Origin of the sequence: Roseburia sp. AF02-12 (assembly GCF_003461765.1) — a bacterium.
GTDB lineage: Bacteria > Bacillota > Clostridia > Lachnospirales > Lachnospiraceae > Roseburia_C > Roseburia_C amylophila.
This window is the reverse complement of the sequence record NZ_QTXS01000004.1, coordinates 38,241-59,856: the sequence shown is the minus strand read 5'-3', so window position 1 is coordinate 59,856 and position 21,616 is coordinate 38,241. Positions and strand designations below refer to the sequence as shown.

General features: G+C 47.6%; 20 protein-coding genes, 1 tRNA gene and 3 pseudogenes. 23 read left to right on the top strand and 1 reads right to left on the bottom strand.

Features of this window, described 5'->3' with window-relative positions:
- The first annotated feature begins 40 nt into the window (after positions 1 to 40).
- The 23 genes and pseudogenes from DV740_RS14430 (at position 41) to DV740_RS15380 (ending at position 21,246) form a co-directional block, all read left to right on the top strand.
- Positions 41 to 913 carry a DUF3881 family protein gene (locus DV740_RS14430; RefSeq protein WP_022242309.1) on the top strand — a complete coding sequence of 291 codons (873 nt, stop codon included), beginning with the start codon at positions 41 to 43 and terminating at the stop codon, positions 911 to 913.
- A 226-nt stretch (positions 914 to 1,139) separates the two neighbouring features.
- Positions 1,140 to 1,211, top strand: a tRNA-Arg gene (locus DV740_RS14425).
- A 214-nt stretch (positions 1,212 to 1,425) separates the two neighbouring features.
- On the top strand, positions 1,426 to 3,009 hold the full coding sequence (locus DV740_RS14420; protein WP_242994372.1) for a DUF4368 domain-containing protein: 1,584 nt from the start codon (positions 1,426 to 1,428) through the stop codon (positions 3,007 to 3,009).
- On the top strand, positions 3,006 to 3,332 hold the full coding sequence (locus DV740_RS14415; RefSeq protein ID WP_117465425.1) for a TnpV protein: 327 nt from the start codon (positions 3,006 to 3,008) through the stop codon (positions 3,330 to 3,332). Before DV740_RS14420 ends, DV740_RS14415 begins: the two co-directional genes overlap by 4 nt.
- Before the next feature lie 170 nt (positions 3,333 to 3,502).
- On the top strand, positions 3,503 to 3,799 hold the full coding sequence (locus DV740_RS14410; protein ID WP_117465424.1) for a hypothetical protein: 297 nt from the start codon (positions 3,503 to 3,505) through the stop codon (positions 3,797 to 3,799).
- A 104-nt stretch (positions 3,800 to 3,903) separates the two neighbouring features.
- On the top strand, positions 3,904 to 4,734 hold the full coding sequence (locus tag DV740_RS15155) for a hypothetical protein (protein ID WP_227194785.1): 831 nt from the start codon (positions 3,904 to 3,906) through the stop codon (positions 4,732 to 4,734).
- Between the two features lie 82 nt (positions 4,735 to 4,816).
- Positions 4,817 to 5,113 carry a DUF3847 domain-containing protein gene (locus DV740_RS14400; protein ID WP_117465423.1) on the top strand — a complete coding sequence of 99 codons (297 nt, stop codon included), beginning with the start codon at positions 4,817 to 4,819 and terminating at the stop codon, positions 5,111 to 5,113.
- A 231-nt stretch (positions 5,114 to 5,344) separates the two neighbouring features.
- The gene (gene mobQ / locus DV740_RS14395; protein WP_117465448.1) at positions 5,345 to 6,859 is read left to right on the top strand and encodes a MobQ family relaxase; all 1,515 of its coding nucleotides are present in this window, start codon (positions 5,345 to 5,347) and stop codon (positions 6,857 to 6,859) included.
- Between the two features lie 16 nt (positions 6,860 to 6,875).
- Positions 6,876 to 7,126, top strand: a pseudogene (locus DV740_RS14390) (AAA family ATPase); the annotation flags it as partial.
- Positions 7,127 to 7,203: 77 nt separating this feature from the next.
- A complete protein-coding gene (locus DV740_RS14385) occupies positions 7,204 to 7,578 on the top strand; it encodes a TnpV protein (protein ID WP_001129922.1) in 375 nt (124 codons plus the stop codon).
- A gap of 381 nt (positions 7,579 to 7,959) precedes the next feature.
- Positions 7,960 to 9,879, top strand: coding sequence for a tetracycline resistance ribosomal protection protein Tet(O) (tet(O), locus tag DV740_RS14380; protein ID WP_002596250.1), 1,920 nt, complete (start codon positions 7,960 to 7,962; stop codon positions 9,877 to 9,879).
- Positions 9,880 to 9,929: 50 nt separating this feature from the next.
- Positions 9,930 to 11,150: a tetracycline efflux MFS transporter Tet(40) gene (gene tet(40), locus DV740_RS14375; protein WP_118088411.1), complete on the top strand. Its 1,221-nt coding sequence runs from the start codon at positions 9,930 to 9,932 to the stop codon at positions 11,148 to 11,150.
- A 599-nt stretch (positions 11,151 to 11,749) separates the two neighbouring features.
- Entirely contained in the window at positions 11,750 to 12,259 is a 510-nt protein-coding gene (locus DV740_RS14365; RefSeq protein WP_002596252.1) for a sigma-70 family RNA polymerase sigma factor, read from the top strand.
- 95 nt (positions 12,260 to 12,354) lie between these two features.
- The gene (locus DV740_RS14360; RefSeq protein ID WP_002596253.1) at positions 12,355 to 12,786 is read left to right on the top strand and encodes a sigma-70 family RNA polymerase sigma factor; all 432 of its coding nucleotides are present in this window, start codon (positions 12,355 to 12,357) and stop codon (positions 12,784 to 12,786) included.
- A gap of 76 nt (positions 12,787 to 12,862) precedes the next feature.
- Entirely contained in the window at positions 12,863 to 13,336 is a 474-nt protein-coding gene (locus DV740_RS14355; RefSeq protein ID WP_002596254.1) for an RNA polymerase sigma factor, read from the top strand.
- Positions 13,337 to 13,491: 155 nt separating this feature from the next.
- Positions 13,492 to 14,523, top strand: a complete 1,032-nt coding sequence (locus tag DV740_RS14350; RefSeq protein ID WP_002596255.1) for an AAA family ATPase — start codon at positions 13,492 to 13,494, stop codon at positions 14,521 to 14,523.
- A gap of 516 nt (positions 14,524 to 15,039) precedes the next feature.
- Positions 15,040 to 16,005, top strand: a complete 966-nt coding sequence (gene mobV / locus DV740_RS14335) for a MobV family relaxase (RefSeq protein ID WP_002596256.1) — start codon at positions 15,040 to 15,042, stop codon at positions 16,003 to 16,005.
- A gap of 8 nt (positions 16,006 to 16,013) precedes the next feature.
- Positions 16,014 to 16,868, top strand: coding sequence for a ParB/RepB/Spo0J family partition protein (locus DV740_RS14330; RefSeq protein WP_118088410.1), 855 nt, complete (start codon positions 16,014 to 16,016; stop codon positions 16,866 to 16,868).
- A gap of 45 nt (positions 16,869 to 16,913) precedes the next feature.
- On the top strand, positions 16,914 to 17,144 hold the full coding sequence (locus tag DV740_RS14325) for a YdbC family protein (RefSeq protein ID WP_001206986.1): 231 nt from the start codon (positions 16,914 to 16,916) through the stop codon (positions 17,142 to 17,144).
- Positions 17,145 to 17,215: 71 nt separating this feature from the next.
- Positions 17,216 to 17,407: a hypothetical protein gene (locus tag DV740_RS14320; RefSeq protein ID WP_001820669.1), complete on the top strand. Its 192-nt coding sequence runs from the start codon at positions 17,216 to 17,218 to the stop codon at positions 17,405 to 17,407.
- Positions 17,408 to 17,461: 54 nt separating this feature from the next.
- Entirely contained in the window at positions 17,462 to 19,318 is a 1,857-nt protein-coding gene (locus DV740_RS14315) for a recombinase family protein (RefSeq protein ID WP_001820670.1), read from the top strand.
- Positions 19,319 to 20,923 (top strand): annotated as a pseudogene (locus tag DV740_RS14310) (AAA family ATPase); the annotation flags it as partial.
- An 80-nt stretch (positions 20,924 to 21,003) separates the two neighbouring features.
- Positions 21,004 to 21,246 (top strand): transposon-encoded TnpW family protein, encoded by a 243-nt coding sequence (locus tag DV740_RS15380; protein ID WP_118088423.1) that lies wholly within the window; start codon positions 21,004 to 21,006, stop codon positions 21,244 to 21,246.
- A 21-nt stretch (positions 21,247 to 21,267) separates the two neighbouring features.
- On the opposite strand, the pseudogene DV740_RS14300 reads toward DV740_RS15380, so the two are convergent.
- Positions 21,268 to 21,507: pseudogene (locus DV740_RS14300) on the bottom strand (winged helix-turn-helix transcriptional regulator); the annotation flags it as partial.
- Positions 21,508 to 21,616 lie beyond the last annotated feature (109 nt).

Genomic DNA, 21,616 nt, shown 5'->3' with positions numbered 1-21,616 from the left:
AGGTTTTCAGATGGTATTTCAAGGAAGGAAGAACAGATTCGTGCATAGCTATTTAAGAGCAATTGGATTTCAGAACAATATGAAAAAATCTGATATAGAGAAACTCACGGATAAAATCGTTTCATCCCCGGATAGAATTGAAGTCTCAGAAGATTCCATGGGAAATGAATTTGTAGAAATGACGAAAGAGATTGCACCGGGAGCTGGAATCCGTGTTTGCGGAGAATATGCAGAAGATGGAACCTTTCATACTGAATACTATTACCCGTATGTAGAGGGTGACGGAATCACGACCCAGGAGCAGATAGAGATAGAGAAGCATTCCGAAAAAGAATCTTATGCCGGTGTCTGTGACGAAATGAAGCTGGGCGTTACATTGATTTTCTATTTACAGAATGTTGCAGAATATTTATCCGAGCATCACAGAAATCCGAAGATGCGTCCAATGTCCGCTACATTAAGTGCATTGTCATTAAATGGAAAAATCATTATGCCAATCAGCAAAAATGAAAAGCAGATCCAGAATACAAAGAAAAACAGTCAGGACCGTAATTACCTCATTGCAGCTGCAAGAGAGGGAGACGAGGATGCCATTGAAAATCTTACACTGGAAGATATTGATACTTATTCCATGTTGTCAAGACGGATAGCTAACGAGGATATCTTAAGTATTGTAGATTCTTATTTTATGCCATACGGAATCGAAAGTGACCAGTATTCCATTTTAGGTGAAATTGTAGATTACAGGATGGAGAATAATAAGATGACAGGTGATAAAATCTGTTTGCTTACACTGGACTGTAACGATTTGATATATGATGTCTGCATCAATGAAAAAGACCTTCTGGGTGAACCTGCAATTGGCAGAAGATTTAAGGGAGTCATCTGGATGCAGGGAAAAGTAAATTATTAGGTAATATTAGTTCTCATAGTTAAATGGATATAACAAGTGCCTCCTAAGGTTCAATCATGGTTGAGACTTATGGAAGCTGAGAAGTGATAAGTCAGAGTTCGATTCCAACAGGGATTGACCTGAATGTCAAAATAAGATACAATGGAAATTCATCACAAGAGTGATTGAATTCATAGATATGGCAGCCGGAGCCAAAAGAGCTGAGAAGCCCGAAAATACGGCATTTGTCTCCTTAGTTAAATGGATATAACGGGGTCCTCCTAAGACTCTATTGTAGGTTCGATTCCTATAGGAGACGCTCATTTTTAGCGGTAATGAAGATAGTTTCATTGCCGCTTTTTTCATGCAGAATTGCAATTTCAGTGACAAATTTGTCAGCGAAACAGGGTTAAATATACTGATTTTGTCAGCGGGGATGGATGCTTGTCACTGATTCACATTTTCTAGTCTGTCACCCGGACGGATTAACTACAGTGTAGGATGAGCTTTGGGGTGTAAAATTAGGAAAAGCAGTGAAACAAAACACGATATTCTTGTCTGTGATATCAGGCCTGTCGGAAGAGTCCGTTCAGATTAGAGAAATACAATCTATTCTGGACGGGCTTTTTTGCGTTCAGGGAAAGGAAATTGCCTATGAGTGGTATGTTCGGGACTCAAGCCGCAAAATCAAAAGCGTTCTCCGGGCAAAGGGAATGTCTGGCATACACACTAATTCCATTGGTATTTATGGGTACAAGAAAGACCCTAACGACAAAAACCATTGGATTGTTGATGATGAAGCCGCCGAGGTTGTTCGCCGGATTTACCGCATGGCGATAGAGGGAAAAGGCCCGTATGAAATCGCTCGTATTCTTGCTTCGGAAAAAGTTGAAAGACCGTCCTACTACCTTGCACAGCGCGGTTTAGGCAAACATAAAACCAGTTACAACCCCGACGAGCCATACACATGGCGCGGCGGCACAGTTGCAGATATTCTATCCAAGCCGGAATATATCGGGCATACGGTAAACTTTCGGACTTATAAGGAGAGCTACAAGGACAAACACTCCAAAATGACACCAAAAGAGGATTTAGTCATTTTTGAGAATACGCAGGAAGCAATTATTGACAAGGAAACATGGGAGCGCGTTCAGACCTTGCGAAAGACAATCCGTAGGACAGATACCATAGGCACAGCAAATCCCTTAACAGGCTTGATGTTCTGTGCTGATTGCGGGGCGAAGATGTATAACCACAGGGGCAAGGCTGGCAATGCGCGGGATTGGGCAGGGCGACCAACTGGAAAGAAACGTCCAGACCGCGACGAATACAACTGTTCCCGTTATGATTTAGGCAATCAACACTTTGATGATTATTGCACCACACACCTTATCCGTACTGCCGTTGTTAATGAATTACTGCTTGAAGCGATAAAGGAAGTTTGCGACTATGCACAGAACAACGAAGCCGAGTTTATGGCGCAAGTCTGTTCCGCTTCCGAGGACAGACAGGCAAAAGCGGCTAAAGCTATCCGACAGAGGAAACAGCGCAGCGAAAAGCGCACCGACGAATTGAGCCGCTTAATTCGCAAGCTCTACGAGGACAATGTAAATGGGCGGCTTTCAGACAAGCTCTTTGAACAAATGTTGCATGATTTTGAAGCCGAGTTAGAGGGCTTGACCGATAGTATCACACAAGACCAGCAGGAGCTTGACCGCATAAGCAGGGAAACCGTCAATGCCGAGAAGTTTCTTGCCCTTGTCAAAAAATATACGGATTTTTCCGAACTCACCCCCGCAATGATAAATGAGTTTGTTGAAAAAATCCTTGTTCATCAAGCCGAGGGCAAAGGCGCAAGCCGTACACAGGAAGTCGAGATTTTCTTTAACTTTATCGGCAAGGTAGAAATCCCGCGCAAAGAAATTGAACTAACAGAGGAAGAAAAGGCAGCATTAGCGGAACAGGAACGACGCAGGGCGAAGAAAGCCGAGTATAACCGCCGCTATATGGAGAAGAAGCGCAGACAATGGAAAGAGCAACAGGAACGGGAGAAAGAACAGCAGGAAGCTCTTGAATTACCTGCTGCTTCCACCGAGAAAGGAGAACTCATAGCATGAGAATACTCATTGACAATGGCAACACCCCCGCCGCCCCGCGCCCGTATATCGGGCATTACGGGCGGTTGCGGAAAGCCTACCTTGAACAGTACCGCCCCGACCTCTACACCGCCCTTGTCGCAAATGAGAAGCTGCATGAGCATTGCGCCGAGATTGACGAAGCCGCCCGGAGCCGGATTGACCTTATCATGCCGCAGCTTGCAAGGAGCGCGGGAGCTACCGAAGCACTCAAAGCTACCGACCCCATGAAATGGGTGGGACTGATGAACGCTTGCAGGGCGCAAGCGGAGGAAATTGCCAAGTTTGAGCTAGTCTATGTTTGACGGTCAAGAGCCGGAAAAAACGGAAATCACGCGATAGGAGCTGCCCGGACGAGGAATGGTTCATCGGGGCGGTTTCTATTTGAAAATCCTCATTTTCCCCAAGTCAAGAGCCGGGAAAAACACCCGAAAAATGCCCCTATTGCGTAACAGGGGCGCAGAAAGGAGAGTTTATGAGAACAGGGCTTACGAAGCAGGAAAAGACCACCGATATTTGGTTTGACGAGAAAAACCCGATTATCCATATCCGCACCCACAACACCGACTTAAAGAAGCGGCTTGCCGCCTACTCCGGACAGTACCCCGACCAGTGCCGCCAGACCGACGCAGACCCCGAAACGGGCTGCATGGAGTTTGAGATTGCAAAGGGGCGCTTCTCTTTCCGTCTGACCGCCCCATACAACGAGGAACGGCGGGAAGCTGCGCGGCGGTCTGCCAGAGAAAACAAGGCCACTGACAGGCTGAAATGAGGTGGATTTATTCATAACCATGTGCTATGATATTTATAGATAGTGAAACTTCCTTTCAATTTTTTCGTCTATACAAGTAACAGAGAAGAACAGGAGGCTTGTTCATGAGAAAAAAGAGATTGATGATTGCAATAGCTTGTATCATTTTAGTAGGTATCGCGGTAATCGTATTTTTTTCACAACAGGGGAAAAAACCGTATAAGGATTTGGACGCAGCGCAGATTGTTTCCGCTAAAGTGTTATTAACACCGCCAGACAAAACGATTGAGATTGAAAATATCCAAGAATTAGTTGAATATTTGAATGATGTTGTTGTCTATAATGAGGATAATTCTTACACAGAGTATGATGGACAAGGCGTTGTTTTTACCTTGACTATGGTAGACGGTACACAAACAGATATTATGGCGTATAACCCATTTATTGTCATTGACGGTATCGGTTATAAGACAAAATATGAGCCATGTGAAGCACTCAACAGCTATGCAAATGAATTACTAAACTCTGGGACTGCCAATATAATTTTGGAAGAACCGCCCACATTAAGCGTTGTGAGTGACGAAACCGCTATCGGTGCAGTATTAGGAACTTATTCGTGGCAAAAAACAAATATTGACGGAACTGCTGAAAGCACAATAGCTGATAGCCCACACCCGTTAGAGTGCAAGGATCTGTTGTCCCCGCCATTTGAAACAACAGAAACAACAGCTACATTAAGATTTACAGAAGACCCAGATACAATTTTAAGTGTGCAGTGCTGGAGTGACGAACATTGGGGAGAGCCTGCTACAAACAGCGAAGATGTAACTATTGTTGGAAACGTACTCACTCTTAAACTGGGCGGATATATTTATGAAGTAACAGCTGAATGGAATACTGAAAATGGCTATGGCGGAACAGCAAGCTATTTTATATATTTGAAAACAGCAGACTAAAATTGAATAGCCACCCACAAGGGCAGCCGAGAAAATCGACTGTCCTTTTTCTATGCCGACAGGCAGAAAGGAGCGACCACCCATGACAAAGCCAAGAGAGAAAACCCGCGAGGAATTGACTGCCGAGATTGAGGACGGGAAGAAGAAAATCCGGCAGTTTGAAAATCGGGAAAAGATGCTGCGTCAGAAGCTATCCAAAGAGGAACGCAGAACACGCAGCCACCGCCTTATTGTCCGGGGCGCGGTCTTTGAAAGCATTGTGCCGGAAGCAAAGAACATGACCGACGAGGAAGCCGCAGCACTTCTTAGGCTTGCCTTGACGAGTGAACCAGCGCGGGAATATCTGAAAAAACGAGCCGAAAGCAGGAACGCCGAATAAATCCCTTAGGAACTAAGGGCGCACTTATACACCCTTACGGGCGTGTGCGCTCTGCCGAGGGCTTATCTTCGCACAGGGAGATTTCCCCGCGCTCCGATATGGCGGCTTTGCCGCAACAAGGGGCTGCACCCCTTGCGCCGCTTCGCGGCTATCCCTGCACACCCACAAAAACAGTACACCCGCCGTTGGCGTCTGTACCATTTTTGCGGGTTTTATTATCCTATCCGGGAGGTGATACCCATAGCCATTTACCATTGGAACATCGGCATTGTGAGCCGAGGAAAAGGCAAATCAGCCGTTGCCGCAGCCGCCTACCGAAGCGGCGAAAAGCTGACAAACGAATGGGACGGAATGACTCATGACTACACTCGCAAAGGCGGCGTTGTCCATACAGAAATCATGTTGCCGCCCCACGCACCGCCCTCATTCGCTGACCGTTCAACCTTGTGGAACAGCGTGGAGCTTTACGAGAAAGCCGGGAACGCCCAGCTTGCGCGTGAGATTGACGCAGCACTCCCCATAGAATTATCCAGAGAGGAACAGATCCGGCTTGTCCGGGAATACTGTTCCTCTCAATTTGTTTCCAGAGGAATGTGTGTGGATTTTGTTATCCACGACACCAACAGCGGCAACCCCCATTGTCATATTATGCTTACCATGCGCCCCCTTGACGAGCGCGGAGCATGGGCGGCGAAATCCAAAAAGGAATATGACCTTGACGAAAACGGCGAGCGTATCCGCTTGCCAAGTGGCAGATACAAGACGCACAAAATTGACCTTACAGGCTGGAACGACAAGGACAACACCCTCTTGTGGCGCAAGGCATGGGCTGACTATACCAACGACTTTTTGGAGAGAAACGGAAGCCCGGAGCGTATCGACCACCGCAGCAACGCCGAGCGCGGCATTGACGAAATACCGACCGTCCATATGGGCGTAGCCGCCTGTCAAATGGAGAAGAAAGGTGTAGCCACCGAGAAAGGCGAACTGAACCGAAATATCCAAAAAGCAAACCGCCTTATACGGGAAATCCGGGCGCAGGTTAGCAAGCTCAAAGAATGGATTGCCGACCTGTTCAAAGTGTGGGAAACCGCCCCGAAGCCGCCGCCGCAATCTCCCAACCTTGCAAATCTGTTGATGAAGTATTTGAGCGTTCAGAGAGAAAAGAGCCGGAAGTATTCGCAGCGTTGGCAACAACAGCACACAGCCGATGAACTGAAAACCATAGCGGCAGCGGTCAACTATCTCTCCGAGCATGGTATCTCTAATCTTGATGAGCTTGACGCTTCCCTTTCCTCTGTCAGTGATAGAGCCTATTCAATCCGGGCAGGAATGAAAACCGCCGAGGAACGCATGAAGAAGCTACAAAAGCTAATTGAATACGGGAAGAACTACACAGAGTACAAGCCCATTCACGATGAACTGAAAAAGCTGCAAAACGGCTGGACAAACAAGCGCGACAAGTACGAGGAAGCCCACCGCGCCGAGCTGACCCTATGGAACGCAGCAAGTCGCTATCTCCATGCAAATCTGCAGAAAGGAACAAAGACCTTGCCTATTGCGGAATGGGAACAGGAATATGCTGACCTCAAAACACAGAGGGACAGCGATTATACCAAACTGAAAGATACCCGCACCAATGTTTCAGAGCTTCAAAAAATCCGCAAATGCGTGGATATTGCACTCCGCGCCGACCAAGCGGAGCAGACGCAGAGCCGCACCAAACGGCATGATATAGACCGCTGAAAGGAGTTGAACTTTTATGTATTACACCCAAGAACAGATAGACCGCGCCAACCAAGCCGACCTTGTTTCTTTCCTGCAATCACAGGGCAGCAGCTTACCCGCGCCGGACAGGAATACCGCTGGAAGCGGAACGACAGCCTGACCGTCCGGGGAAACAAATGGTACAGGCACAGCCAGAGCAAGGGCGGTGCACCCATTGATTTTGTCATGGAGTTTTTCGGCAAGAGCTTCACCGAAGCCGTTGAACTGCTGACAGGCGAAAAAGGAGCCGCCCCGCCGCTGGACAGATGTAGGACGGATTTTGCGGACATTCAAAATAAAAAAGAATGTGGAGGTAACAGACAATGGCAAAATCATTATTTGAGGAACTGGGCGGCAAATACGAAAGGCAAGGGGATTATTTGATACCGTGCTTAACTGTACCCGCCGAAGAAGAACAGGCAATAGGCATCTGGGGGCAACGGCATTTAGATTATCTAAAACAGTACCGTAAAGTTACATACACCAATCTTCTTACAAGCGGCAGGCTAAACGCCTACCTTGCCGACATCAACAGACAGGCACAGGAACGCTTTGAAAGGCTCATAGAGGGTATGAAACAGGCACAGGGCATAACGGAACAGCTAAAGGCAGAAAACGCCTTAGAATGGACAGGATGCCTCAATAACATAAGGGCTTGTGCGAGGGAGATTGTGGAAAAGGAAATTATTTTTGCATAAACAGATGATTAGTGGCAGGGGGAAATCCTGCCGCTTTTTCTGCTTTAGTTTGTCAGCTTGACAAATAAAAGCTTGACAAATAAAGGGTTAAGGAATATAATTAGATTCAGTATTATACAAGGAGTTAATAAATATGCGGCAAGGTATTCTTAAATAAACTGTCAATTTGATAGTGGGAACAAAAAGTAGCAGTCTCGTTTCACTTTTAATATGGGGCTTAGTTTTTTGTACCCAGTTTAAGAATACTTTTATCATGTAATTTTATATGCCCGAAAACATATAAGTGTTTTGGGGCTATTGGAGTTATTTACCCAGTGATAGGAGTATTTATCACTGGGTATTTTTATGCCCTTTTTTGGGTGTTGATAGGAGGAAAATCACATGAAAATAATTAACTTAGGCATTCTGGCTCACGTTGACGCAGGAAAGACAACATTAACGGAAAGTTTATTGTATACCAGTGGTGCAATTGCAGAACTAGGGAGCGTAGATGAAGGCACAACAAGGACAGATACAATGAATTTGGAGCGTCAAAGGGGAATCACTATCCAGACAGCAGTGACATCTTTTCAGTGGGAGGATGTAAAAGTCAACATTATAGATACGCCAGGCCATATGGATTTTTTGGCGGAAGTATACCGTTCTTTATCCGTATTAGACGGAGCAGTATTATTAGTTTCTGCAAAGGATGGCATACAGGCACAGACCCGTATACTGTTTCATGCACTACAGACAATGAAGATTCCGACAATTTTTTTCATCAATAAAATTGACCAAGAGGGGATTGATTTGCCAATGGTATATCGAGAAATGAAAGCAAAGCTTTCTTCGGAAATTATAGTGAAGCAAAAGGTTGGGCAGCATCCCCATATAAATGTAACGGACAATGACGATATGGAACAGTGGGATGCGGTAATTATGGGAAACGATGAACTATTAGAGAAATATATGTCAGGGAAACCGTTTAAAATGTCAGAACTGGAACAGGAAGAAAACAGGAGATTCCAAAACGGAACGTTATTTCCCGTTTATCACGGAAGCGCTAAAAACAATCTGGGGATTCGGCAGCTTATAGAAGTGATTGCCAGTAAATTTTATTCATCAACGCCTGAAGGTCAATCTGAACTATGCGGGCAGGTTTTTAAGATTGAATATTCAGAGAAAAGGCGGCGTTTTGTTTATGTGCGTATATATAGCGGAACATTGCATTTGAGGGATGTTATTAGAATATCTGAAAAAGAGAAAATAAAAATCACAGAGATGTGTGTTCCGACAAACGGTGAATTATATTCATCCGATACAGCCTGCTCTGGTGATATTGTAATTTTACCAAATGATGTTTTGCAGCTAAACAGTATTTTGGGGAACGGAATACTGTTGCCGCAGAGAAAATTTATTGAAAATCCTCTCCCTATGCTCCAAACAACGATTGCAGTAAAGAAATCTGAACAGCGGGAAATATTGCTTGGGGCACTTACAGAAATTTCAGATGGCGACCCTCTTTTAAAATATTATGTGGATACTACAACGCATGAGATTATACTTTCTTTTTTGGGGAAAGTGCAGATGGAAGTCATTTGTGCCATCCTTGAGGAAAAATATCATGTGGAGGCAGAAATAAAAGAGCCTACTGTTATATATATGGAAAGACCGCTTAGAAAAGCAGAATATACCATCCACATAGAAGTCCCGCCAAATCCTTTCTGGGCTTCTGTCGGGTTGTCCATAGAGCCGCTCCCTATTGGAAGCGGAGTGCAGTATGAAAGCAGAGTTTCACTTGGATATTTAAATCAATCGTTCCAAAATGCGGTTATGGAGGGGGTTCTTTATGGCTGCGAGCAGGGGCTGTATGGATGGAAAGTGACAGACTGTAAAATCTGTTTTGAATATGGATTGTATTATAGTCCTGTAAGTACCCCCGCAGACTTTCGGCTGCTTTCCCCTATCGTATTGGAGCAGGCTTTAAAAAAAGCAGGGACAGAACTATTAGAGCCATATCTCCACTTTGAAATTTATGCACCGCAGGAATATCTCTCACGGGCGTATCATGATGCTCCAAGGTATTGTGCAGATATTGTAAGTACTCAGATAAAGAATGACGAGGTCATTCTGAAAGGAGAAATCCCTGCTAGATGTATTCAAGAATACAGGAACGATTTAACTTATTTCACAAATGGGCAGGGAGTCTGCTTGACAGAGTTAAAAGGATACCAGCCAGCTATTGGTAAATTTATTTGCCAACCCCGCCGCCCGAATAGCCGTATAGATAAGGTTCGGCATATGTTCCACAAGTTAGCTTAACAGCTTGCAAAAGTCATATAAAATGAGATTTGAAAGGAGAATGTAACTTCATGTTTGCTAAAAATTCAAAGGCATATTCTGTCTACCTGCTGTTCCGATTTGTCTGTTCCCTGGCGGTTTCTATGTCCACAGTGCTTTCCATCGTGTACCACCTGGAGGTGGTGCAGCTGGATGCTTTCCAGCTTGTCCTGGTAGGGACGGTTCAGGAGACCTCCTGCTTTCTGTTCGAGATGCCCACCGGTGTGGTGGCGGATTTGTATAGCCGTCGGCGCTCGGTGCTGATTGGAATGTTCCTCTACGGCCTGGGCTTTCTGATGGAGGGTGCGCTACCGTGGTTCGCGCCGGTTCTGCTGGCCCAGGTTGTCTGGGGTTGCGGTGATACCTTCATCACCGGCGCTCTGGAGGCGTGGATTGCCTCGGAGGAAGAGGACAAACCCATAGACAAGGTGTTCCTGCGGGGCAGTCAAATGGGGCAAATCGGCGGCGTTCTGGGCGTGGTGCTGGGCACACTGCTGGGAAACATAAACCTGCAAATGCCTGTCATCTTGGGGGGCAGTTTGTGCTTGTTGTTGGGGCTGGTGATGGTTCGCATCATGCCAGAAACCAACTTCTCCCCTGCTATTGAGGAACGGCAGGGCTTGCTTAAAGACTTTGTCTGCCTGTTCAAGCTCAACCTGGGCTTTGTGAAAGGCGCACCTGTGTTGCTGGCGCTCTTAGCAATCACACTATGCGGGGGACTTGCCAGTGAAGGCTTTGACCGGCTCTCCACCGCTCATTTTCTGGATGACACGGTAATACCCGTTATCGGGCCGCTGAACAGCGTCACTTGGTTCGGTGTTATCAGTCTTATCGGCAACGGCTTAGGTATTCTGGCTTCTCAGTTGCTCATCGCCCGCATGGAGAAAAAAGGGACTGTCAGCCGAACCAGTGTGGTCATGTCCACCAGCGCCGGGTATATCCTGTGCCTGGTTCTCTTCGCGGTGGGGCGGAGCTTTTGGTTCATGTTGTTGGTGTTCCTGCTGGCGGGGCTTATGCGCACCATCAAGGAGCCTGTGCTGGCCGCCTGGATGAACGACCATGTGGATGAGAAAATGCGCGCCACAGTCTTTTCCACCAGCGGACAGCTGGACTCTTTCGGGCAGATCATCGGCGGGCCTATTGTGGGGCTGGTAGCCCAGCAGGTGTCCATACCCTGGGGGCTGGTCTGTACCGCTTTCCTGCTGTTGCCCGCGCTGTTCTTAGTGCCGGTGGCGGGAAAGAAGCGGGATTGATATGGCATAGTTAAGTTTACTGACGAGCGGGAGATTACTTCCGCTCGTCTTCATTTAGTAGCGCAAAATTTGAGGACTCTTTATTTCCTTATTCGGTATAGCGGAGGCGGCTGTCAATTCGACATAATTTTCTTGTGATACTTTACCGTACATGAGCATTTGTTTCGTATTTGAAAGAACAAACTCACCAAATAAAAAAAACGATATTCGGGTGGGTTATTTTGTTATACCCTAAATTACCCTCTGAATTTGTTTTTAAATTTGGAGGGATTTTTTTATGTCCTTTTTTCGGGCAGTTATCTATCTGCTCATACGAAGCAAAATTTATCAATACATAGCATATCAGAGAACGGCAGGAAACCAGTTAAAAAAATTTCTGCCTATGCAACGGCACTTCCTGCCTTGAATGTAGAAGTACAATCTCCATACAACAGAATTAATATTTCCCATAACCGTAAAGGTCATAGAGCCTTTGCGGTTTTTCTTTTGTCGATTTTTGTTGGAAAGTGCCATAGGGCTATTAGTGGTGTTAGGTGTCGTTCGCCACCTCTCCATCTGGATTTTGAACATTTCAAAAATTCAGATGGGAGGTACTTACAGTGAAATACGCACCGAGAAAGGTATATATCAAGGAAAGCGGCAGATATGTGGAACTGTCCTATACGGATTTCTGCCGCCGCAGGGAATCCGACCAGACCTATATGGACAAGCTGTTTATCCCCATTCAAGGCTGTCTGCTTGAAGTCGTGAGGGAGCAATACACGGACTTCTACCGAGATAAGGAACGGTGGCGTTATCTGAAAAAATTAGATACGAAGAACAGCCTGCTTTCTCTGGATGGATTTACGGACAGCGAGGGGAAGCCTTTAGACTTTATCGCTGATGAAGCGGCAGACATTGCGGAAACCGTTGTCAATGCGGTTATGGTGGACAGGCTGAAAGCCGCCCTGCCTTTGCTGTCGGATAGTGAACAGGAATTGATACAGGCAATCTTTTTTGACGGACTTTCTGAGCGTGAAGTCGGGGCGAGGTTCGGCATAACCCAGAGCGTTGTGAACAAACGCAAAGCCAGAATCCTAAGAAAACTAAGAAAGATAATAGAAAATTAAAATTTAAGGCGTTCAGCCCCCTTGTTTTTTCCTTTGGGAAAATGAGGGGGTTTTTCTCTGCCCTCTCAATCAATTCTGATTGGAGGAAAAGAAGCATGGCATATAACCACGGACGGGAGGACAGGAAATGGCGTATCTGGAAAGAAGCGGAGGAAAAGCTGCTGCGTGAGTGCGGCGTTGATGAAGCGACCATTGAGCAGATACGCATTGCGGACAGGGCAGACTTCAATTCCAACAGGCGGTTTTACCGATGGACGAATGACATTGCGGAATACCTTGAGGACATGGCAGACAGGGAGCGGCAGACGGAAGTGGGTACGGTTGCGGAGTTACTGGACGAGATTGAGAGCGAAAATCTCTATCAAGTATTAGTCGCGGTGGACGGGCGTACCTTGAAAATCGTCCTGCTGAAAATGCAGGGGTATTCCACAAAGGAGATTGCCCCGCTCGTGCATTTGACGACTGGTGCCATCTATGCGAGGTTAGACCATCTGCGGAAGAAGCTACGAAAATTTTATAGCGTCTAAAACAGCCTGCCGTCCTGCGGGCTACTGGGTGAGGGATGGAAATCCCCTCACTTATTTTTTGCGGGAGGCAAGCGGGATGGCATACAGAGTTAAGGCGTACACGCTTCGGGAGGAATCCACGGAAAGCGGCACAAGGTATTTTATCAGCTTTAAGGACGGGCAGGGCAAATCCCACGAGTTGGAAGTGTCGGAACAGTTCTTTATGGAGTTTCGGCAGATGGAACGCAGGAACAGGAATCTCCTCCAATGGGACGAGCGGCACAGGGAGTTTTCGGAAGTATGGGACGAAACGCTGAACAGGCGGGCGTTGAAGCTGCCTAAGAGCATAGAGGAACAAATGATTGAGGCAGAACGGGCAGAACTGCTCTGTAAGGCGGTTGACGGACTGCCAGAGATACAAAGGCGGCGTTTCCTGCTCTACTACGAGTATGAGTTCAATTTTTACCAAATCGCCGCTATGGAGCATTGCACCGCTTCGGCAATACAGAAATCTGTTGCGATTGCAAAGGAGAAAGTAAAGGCGGAAATGAGGAAGTATCTCCAACCGTGACCGACACCGCCCGAAAAAGAAATCTGTTTTTTATTTGTGTGGGATTGGCGGCATTACATACTCTCACTTTTTCTTCGTGGGAGTAAATCTATTTTTAAGGAGGTCAACGCCTATGTGCAACGAAAACAAAAACACCGCCCGAAAGGAGGAAAGCCATGCAGAAGTTACAGACAGTCAACGCCGAAACGCTCCTTTATGAACCGCTTGAGAAGCCGTCCTTTGTGGTGGACAGCCTTATCCCCACAGGCTTGTCGCTGTTCTGCGGCTCACAGAAGATAGGAAAGAGCTGGCTCATGCTGAAGCTATGTTTATGCGTGTCGCAGGGACTTCCCTTGTGGGATATGCCGACAATGGAGGGCGACGTGCTTTACCTCTGCCTTGAGGACACGTTCTGCCGTATACAGGACAGGCTGTTCCGATTGACGAACGAAGCGAGCAGGCGGCTTCACTTTGCCGTGGCAAGCTGCAAGCTGTCAGACGGTCTTATCGTGCAGCTTGAAGATTATCTGAAAGATTACCCAAACAGCAGGCTTATTGTCATTGACACTTTGCAGAAAGTCCGTACAGCTTCAAAAGACAATGCCTACGCAAGCGACTATGGGGACATCTCACTAATCAAAGACTTTGCCGACAGGCATTCATTGGCGGTCATTGTCGTACACCACATCCGAAAGCAGAATGACAGCGATGTGTTCAACAAGGTGTCTGGGACGACAGGCTTAACGGGGAGTGCGGACGCTACCTTTGTTCTGGAAAAGGAGAAACGGGCATCCGACACCGCCAAGCTGTATGTGACGGGCAGGGACACGCCCTATCAGGAATACACGCTGCGTTTCCGTGATTGCAGTTGGGAACTTGTGGAGAGAAAAACGCAGGAGCAGCTTGCGAAAGAAACGATACCAGACGTCCTTTTTCGGTTGGTGGATTTTATGAGGGATAAGGAAGAATGGGCAGGCACGGCAACGGAGCTGTTAGCCGCTATGAGGGAAACGGAAACCATACCCACGGTGATTACGAAATGGCTCAATGAATACCGCACCACATTTTTAAATGAGAACCATATCGTTTATCAGTACAGCCGCAAAAAACACGGCAGGCAGATTTCGCTTGCAAAGCGGGCGGGTGACAGCGGTGACGGTGGTGACAGCGATATTGGGATACCCCCTGTTACTGTCATTGACGCTTAAAGCCGTGTAAAGCTGGCGACTCTGCCCTGCGGGTGACAGCGGTGACGGCGGTGACAGTGATTTTAGGATACCCTGCCGCTGTCATCCCTGCGGGAGAACACCCCGTAAACGCAAAGTGCAGGCGTAGGATTTACCCGCCCTTTTCGGCGTGTAAAACCACCCCTGCGGTCAGAAAAATCCTTCCGATTTTTCCGACTGCGTTTACAGGGTGTAACACACTACACTTTGCCCTGCAAAGTCGTGTGCCAGACGTTCCCTCTGGACTCCCTTATGGCAGGTCTTACGCCCTGCTTATCCTACGCTCCACGCTTCGGATAAAAGAATGGCAGCATGACGGTGACGGCTCTTGCGAGGGGGTATTCCAAAAACACCGTCATCATCGACATGACCGTCATGCAGGGAATAAGGGTGACAGTTGAGGCAGTCGGTAGGGGGTATCCCAAAACTGCTGTCACCGCCGTCACCGCTGTCACCCAAAGGGCAGTTTACCCGCCGAAGAAAGGAAGATGATGAATTATGCCCTATGCAATCCTGCGTTTCCAGAAACGCAAAGCGGGCGGCGTTGCGGCTTGCGAACGCCACAACGAGCGTAAAAAAGAAGCCTATAAAAGCAATCCAGATATAGATATGGAACGCTCGAAAGATAACTACCATCTTGTGAATCCGCCGAGGTACACCTACAAGAAAGAGATTAACCGCATGGTAGCCGAAGCAGGGTGCAGGACGAGGAAAGATAGCGTGATGATGGTGGAAACGCTTATCACGGCTTCGCCAGAATTTATGAACAGCCTGCCGCCCAAAGAACAGAAAGCGTATTTTACGATGGCTCTGGATTTCATTTCAGAGCGTGTCGGGGAGAAAAATATCCTCTCCGCAGTCGTCCACATGGACGAGAGAACGCCGCATATGCACCTCTGTTTTGTGCCGATTACACCAGACAATAAGCTGTCTGCCAAAACAATTTTAGGCAATCAAAAGAGCCTGTCCGAATGGCAGACCGCCTACCATGAGCGGATGTCCTCACGGTGGAATCAGCTTGAAAGAGGTCAGTCCTCAATGGAAACGAAGCGGAAACATGTCCCCACATGGCTCTATAAGTTGGGCGGCAGGCTTGATAAACAGTATGAGGAAATTGTGTCTGCACTGTCCGACATCAACGCCTTTAATGCAGGGAAGAAGCGTGACAAGGCTCTGGAACTGATTGCGGCATGGCTCCCAGACGTGGAGAAATTCTCAAAGGAAATCAGTAAGCAGAGTGCCTATATCAATAGCCTAAAGGAGCAAATCGGGCAGGAATCAGACTATGCGGGGCGTATGCGTGATGAAAAGTATGAGCAGGAACTAAAGGTGCAGAAAGCGAACCAGAAGATATTTGAGTTGCAGAGAACCAACGAGCAGATGGGGCGGCTGCTCTCAAAGATACCGCCCGAAGTGTTGGAAGAATTGCAGAAAAACCATAAAAGCAGAGCGAAAGAAAGGTAGATATGTGAATGAAGAAACAGGATTTTAAGGTGTTAAAGACCAAAGACTTGTACCCGTTTCCCGACAATCCGTTTCATGTGGCAGAGGATGAAACGCTGTCAGAATTAGCGGAAAGCATCAAGGAATTTGGCATTGTCACGCCGATAATCACACGCCCGAAAGAGGACGGGAACGGCTATGAAGTGATTGCAGGGCAGCGGCGTGTCCGTGCGTCTGAACTTGCAGGGATAAATACCGTGCCTGCGTTTGTCCTGCCCTTAGACCGTGACCGAGCCATCATCACCCTTGTAGACAGTAATTTACAGCGTGAGAATATCCTGCCATCAGAGCGGGCGTTTGCCTACAAGATGAAATCCGAAGCCATGAAGCGGCAGGGTTTCCGCACAGACTTAACCTCGTCACAAGTTGTGACGAAGTTGCGGACGGACGACAAGGTGGCACAGGGCTTCGGCGTAGGCAGGATGACCGTACAAAGATTTATCCGTTTGACGGAACTGATACCGCCGATTTTGCGGATGGTGGACGAGGGGAAAATCGCCCTCACGCCTGCGGTGGAACTGTCCTTCTTGAAGAAAGACGAGCAGGAAAACCTCTTTGCCACGATGGAGAGCGAAGAAGCAACGCCCTCACTCTCACAGGCACAGCGGATGAAACAGTTAAGCCAGAGCGGGCGGCTTGACATGGATACGATATTTGCGATTATGACGGAGGAAAAGGGCAACCAGAAAGAAACCTTGAAAATCAACACAAGCAAGCTGAAAAAATACTTTCCGAAGAACACAACGCCGAAGCAGATGGAGGAAACCATCATCAAACTTTTGGAGCGTGAGTTGCAGAGGAAACGCAACCGTGACAGCCGCTAATCTTCTTTTTTCGGGAAGTAAATACAGAGAGTTGAGGTATGGAGAATGAGAGAAATCCAGTATGAAATCGTAAAGGAAATCGCAGTATTGTCTACGGGCGACAGTGGCTACACAAAGGAAATCAATCTCATTTCATGGAATGGGAAAGAGCCGAAGTATGACATCCGCAGCTTTTCCCCGAACCGTGAAAAGTGCGGCAAGGGAATCACGCTGAACGCTGATGAAGCGGCGGCACTCCTTAAAGCATTACAGAAAGAATTAAACAGCGAGGATTAATGGTATCTGATTGGCAGGGCGGGGACATTTCCAAACTCTTCCCTGCCCTGTCTGGAAAGGAAGATTTAAGTATGGGCGAGGATAAGAAAGCAGATAAAAAGAGAAAGCGTATCGTGCCAAAAGCACCAGTGCAGATGATAATCAGCCGTGAATATGTCGGCACACAGACCGTTACAGAAGCGTTTGTCCCGATTATCTCCGAGGATATTCGGAAGAAGATTGCCGAGGGCGACACCTTCGACAATGAGGGGCTGTCCGCTTAGAATGTACGCAATGGGACATGAAAACAGATAGGACAGATACGGAGGTTTTACAGTATGGCAGGAATCAAAGAAGAAAAGAAAATCTATTTAGTCGGCATTTATTGCCGCTTATCTAAAGACGATGGTACGGATAACGAGAGTGCGAGCATTGCGACACAGAAATCCATCCTCACGGATTATGTGAAAAAGCAGGGATGGCACATAGCAAAAACGTATGTGGACGATGGTTATTCTGGTACAAATTTCCAAAGACCAAGTTTCCAGAATATGATAAAAGACATTGAAAGCGGTCTGATAAACTGCGTGATTACGAAAGATTTATCCCGTCTGGGGAGAAACTATCTTGATTGTGGGTTATATCTGGAAGTTTTCTTCCCAGAGCATAACGTGAGGTATATAGCGGTCAATGACGGCGTAGATACCTTGAATAAATCTGCTATGGACATCACGCCTTTCCGCAACATTTTAAACGAAATGTATGCCGCTGACATATCTGTTAAGATAAAATCGGCATATCGGGCGAGGTTTCAACAGGGGAAATTCATGGGAACTACCGCCCCTTATGGCTATATCAAAGACCCTGCCGACCACAACCATCTGCTGATAGATGATAAAGTGGCACATGTTGTAAAAGAGATATTCGACCTTGCATTAAAAGGGAATGGAGTTGCCAAAATTTGCAGACATCTTAATAAACAGCATATCCTACGCCCTGCCGCTTATGCGGCGGAGCGTGGCGAAACAGGCTTTGAACGTCATTTTGAGGGGAACGAGGACAAACGCTATATTTGGAGTGGGAACAGCGTGAGGAGCATTTTAAGAAGCCCGATATATGCGGGAAATCTTGTAGGCTACAAACGGATTGCCGCCAATATGAAAAGCAAGAAACGCCCCTCTAAGCTGCCCGAAGAATGGGAAGTGATACCCAATACCCATGAGGGAATAGTCACGCAGGAGGAATTTGATATTGTCCAACAGCTTATTACAAGTCGTAGGCTTCCACAGAACAAGGGAGGATTTGTAAATATTTTTGCAGGCGTTATCAAGTGTGTGGACTGCGGATGTGCTCTGCGGGCAATGAACGTACACAGGAGGAAACGCCCAGAGATTATCGACTGTGTACAGTATTCATGTAATAATTATGCAAGAAACGGAAGAAGCGAGTGTAGTGCCCACAATATAGAAGCAAGGGATTTATTCAATGCCGTTCTTGCCGACATCAACTGTTTTGCGGATATGGCAGTGAATGATGAAAAGGCGGTCAGGGCCATAGAAAAGCGGCTCACGGAAACAGACCAGAGCAGGGCGAAAGCATTAGAGAAAGAACGTAAGAAGCTGAACAAACGCCTTGCGGAACTGGACAGGCTGTTTTCCTCTCTCTACGAGGATAAGGTCATGGAGCGTATTACCGAGCGGAATTTTGAGATGATGTCGGGGAAATACCAGAAAGAGCAGCTTGAAATTGAAGCAAGGCTGAAAGAGGTGACGGAAACTCTTAATGAAAGCTACGAGAAATCACGGGGAATCCGTGACTTCCTCGCCCTTATCCGAAATTATCAAGGCTTAAAAGAACTGGATGCAACAGTTATAAACGCACTCATAGACAAGATACTTGTTTCGGAGCGTGAGAAGATGGCAGACGGAACAGTGAAGCAGGAAATCAAGATTTACTATAAATTCATCGGCTTTGTCGATGAATTACATATCATACCTACAAAACGGTGGGCAGCAATGCCCGCTAAAAATTGTACGGTGTGCGGCGTTGAATATGTCCCGGGCTCTGGTGCATCAAGGTATTGTCCTGCTTGTGCCAAGAAGATACGGAGGGAGAAATCAAACGAGAGCAAACGCAGGAGCAGAGAACAGAAAAGGATAGCATGTATGAACTGTCCGCAAAAAATGACCGACTGACCAAGCCCCGCGCCCCTATCCGACTTCCGGCTACCACCCCGCAGCACCGACAACCGCATAGCGAGGAACTACCTCACAGCAGCCCGCCGCATTGATGAAGATGTGACGGGCTTTTTCTTTTCCACCGGGGATATTTACGAGGAAGCCGCCCACCATAACGCCGTATTCGTCGGCAGAGATGAAAGCGGCATACCGCGATACGCCCATCAGCGCGGCACAGCCGGGAGTTTTCGGCTTGATGTGAAAGGCAGCGACAAAGCCTTTAACTTCTGCTACCGTGGCGAGGGCGAAAGGTTGTTTGTCTTTGAAGCCCCGATAGACCTCTTATCTTTCCTCTGCCTGTTCAAAAAGGACTGGCAGAAGCAAAGCTATCTGGCGTTGGGCGGCGTGGGAGAAAAAGCCCTGTTGCGCTTTCTCTCTGACCGTCCGAACATCAAGACCGTTTTTCTCTGCCTTGACAGCGACCAAGCCGGAAGCGACGCTTGCAGCCGCCTTGCGGAGCTTGTGCCGGAGGGCTTGACCGTCCATCGGCTTATCCCTCTTTTCAAGGACTGGAACGAGGTATTGCAGCACCGGGCAGAAATCACAGACGGGAAGTATTTGCGGGAAGCAATCTACGGCTTGAAAGAGCCGCCGCAGGAAGAAACCGTTGAGATTATCCGCATGAGCGAGGTTGACACACAGACCGTTGAATGGCTATGGGAGCCGTATATTCCCTTTGGGAAAGTAACCATTGTGCAGGGCAATCCCGGCGAGGGCAAGACCACTTTTGCCCTACGCCTTGCCGCCGCCTGCACCACCGGGGGAACGCTGCCGGGAATGAAGCCCTTGCCGCCATTCCAAGTAATTTACCAGACCGCCGAGGACGGGCTGGGCGATACCGTCAAGCCACGCTTGATAGAAGCCGCCGCAGACCTTGACCGGGTGCTTGTGATTGATGAAGCCAAGCGGGAGCTTACCCTGTCCGATGAGCGCATAGAAAAGGCAATCACGCAGAACGGGGCGCGGCTGATTATCCTTGACCCCATACAGGCGTACATGGGCGAAAAAACCGACATGAACCGGGCAAACGAAGTGCGCCCCATGTTCCGCCGCCTTGCCGATGTTGCCGAGCGTACCGGGTGCGCCGTTATCCTTATCGGACATCTCAACAAAGCTGCCGGAGGGCAGAGCGCATACCGGGGCTTAGGTTCTATCGACTTCCGCGCCGCAGCAAGGAGCGTCCTGCTGATCGGGCGCGTGAAGCGAGAACCGAATGTGCGCGTTATCGTCCATGACAAATCTTCCCTTGCGCCGGAGGGCAAGCCCGTTGCCTTTTGCCTTGACCCGGAAACGGGCTTTTCATGGATAGGCGAATACGACATCACCGCCGACGAGCTGCTGTCCGGCGCGGGCGGCAACACCGCCACCAAAACCGAACAGGCGGAACGGCTGATACTGGATTTACTGGCAGACGGGAAAGAGCTTGCCAGCGAGGACATAGAGAAAGCCGCTACAGAAGCGGGCATATCCGCCCGTACCGTCCGGGCGGCAAAGAGAAACCTTGACGGGCGCATTACCTCAAAGCGCATTGGCGCGGCATGGTATCACGCTCTTAAAAAGTGAAACGGCAAAATCCAAGTGGCAAAACCCAGATACCTTGCCACTTTGCCACTTCGCCACTTCAACCTCAAAACCACCGCCCCATGTATGACCACATGGGGCTTTTCTCATGGAAAGGAGAGCCTATGAACAACGACACCAGCAACCGCAGCACCCCCGCAACCGCTTCCCCTCTGACCGTAAAGGAAGCCGCGCCACCTGTAATGATAAAGAAAATCGGAAAGACCACCTACCGCGTCAAAATCCATTTCAGTGAAACGAGCAAAGAAACCATGAGCGACAAAATCAAGCGTCTGATTTTGAATGACAGCGAAAAAAGTTCTTAAACACCCTTGACAAAACGTATCAGAGTATTCGGTTTTGGGAGGAACTACAGGATAAACGACCCTGTTGATTAATCCGTCATTTTCTAATTCTCTAAGTTGCTGGGTAAGCATTTTGGGAGTTGCAGATTTAATGAGCTTTCCTAATTCATTAAATCTAAGTGTTTTTCCAATGAGATGCCATAGGATAAGTGACTTATATTTACCACCTATAAGCTGAAGGGTTGCTTCTACTGGACATTGGAAAGATTGACATGGTTTCATTATATACGACCTCCTGAAATTTGAATCCATAGTATCATTTTTGGTAGTATGGCACTTAAAAGTGCGTACTTGTAAAAAAGAAATACTGTGATAGCATTATAGCGTACTT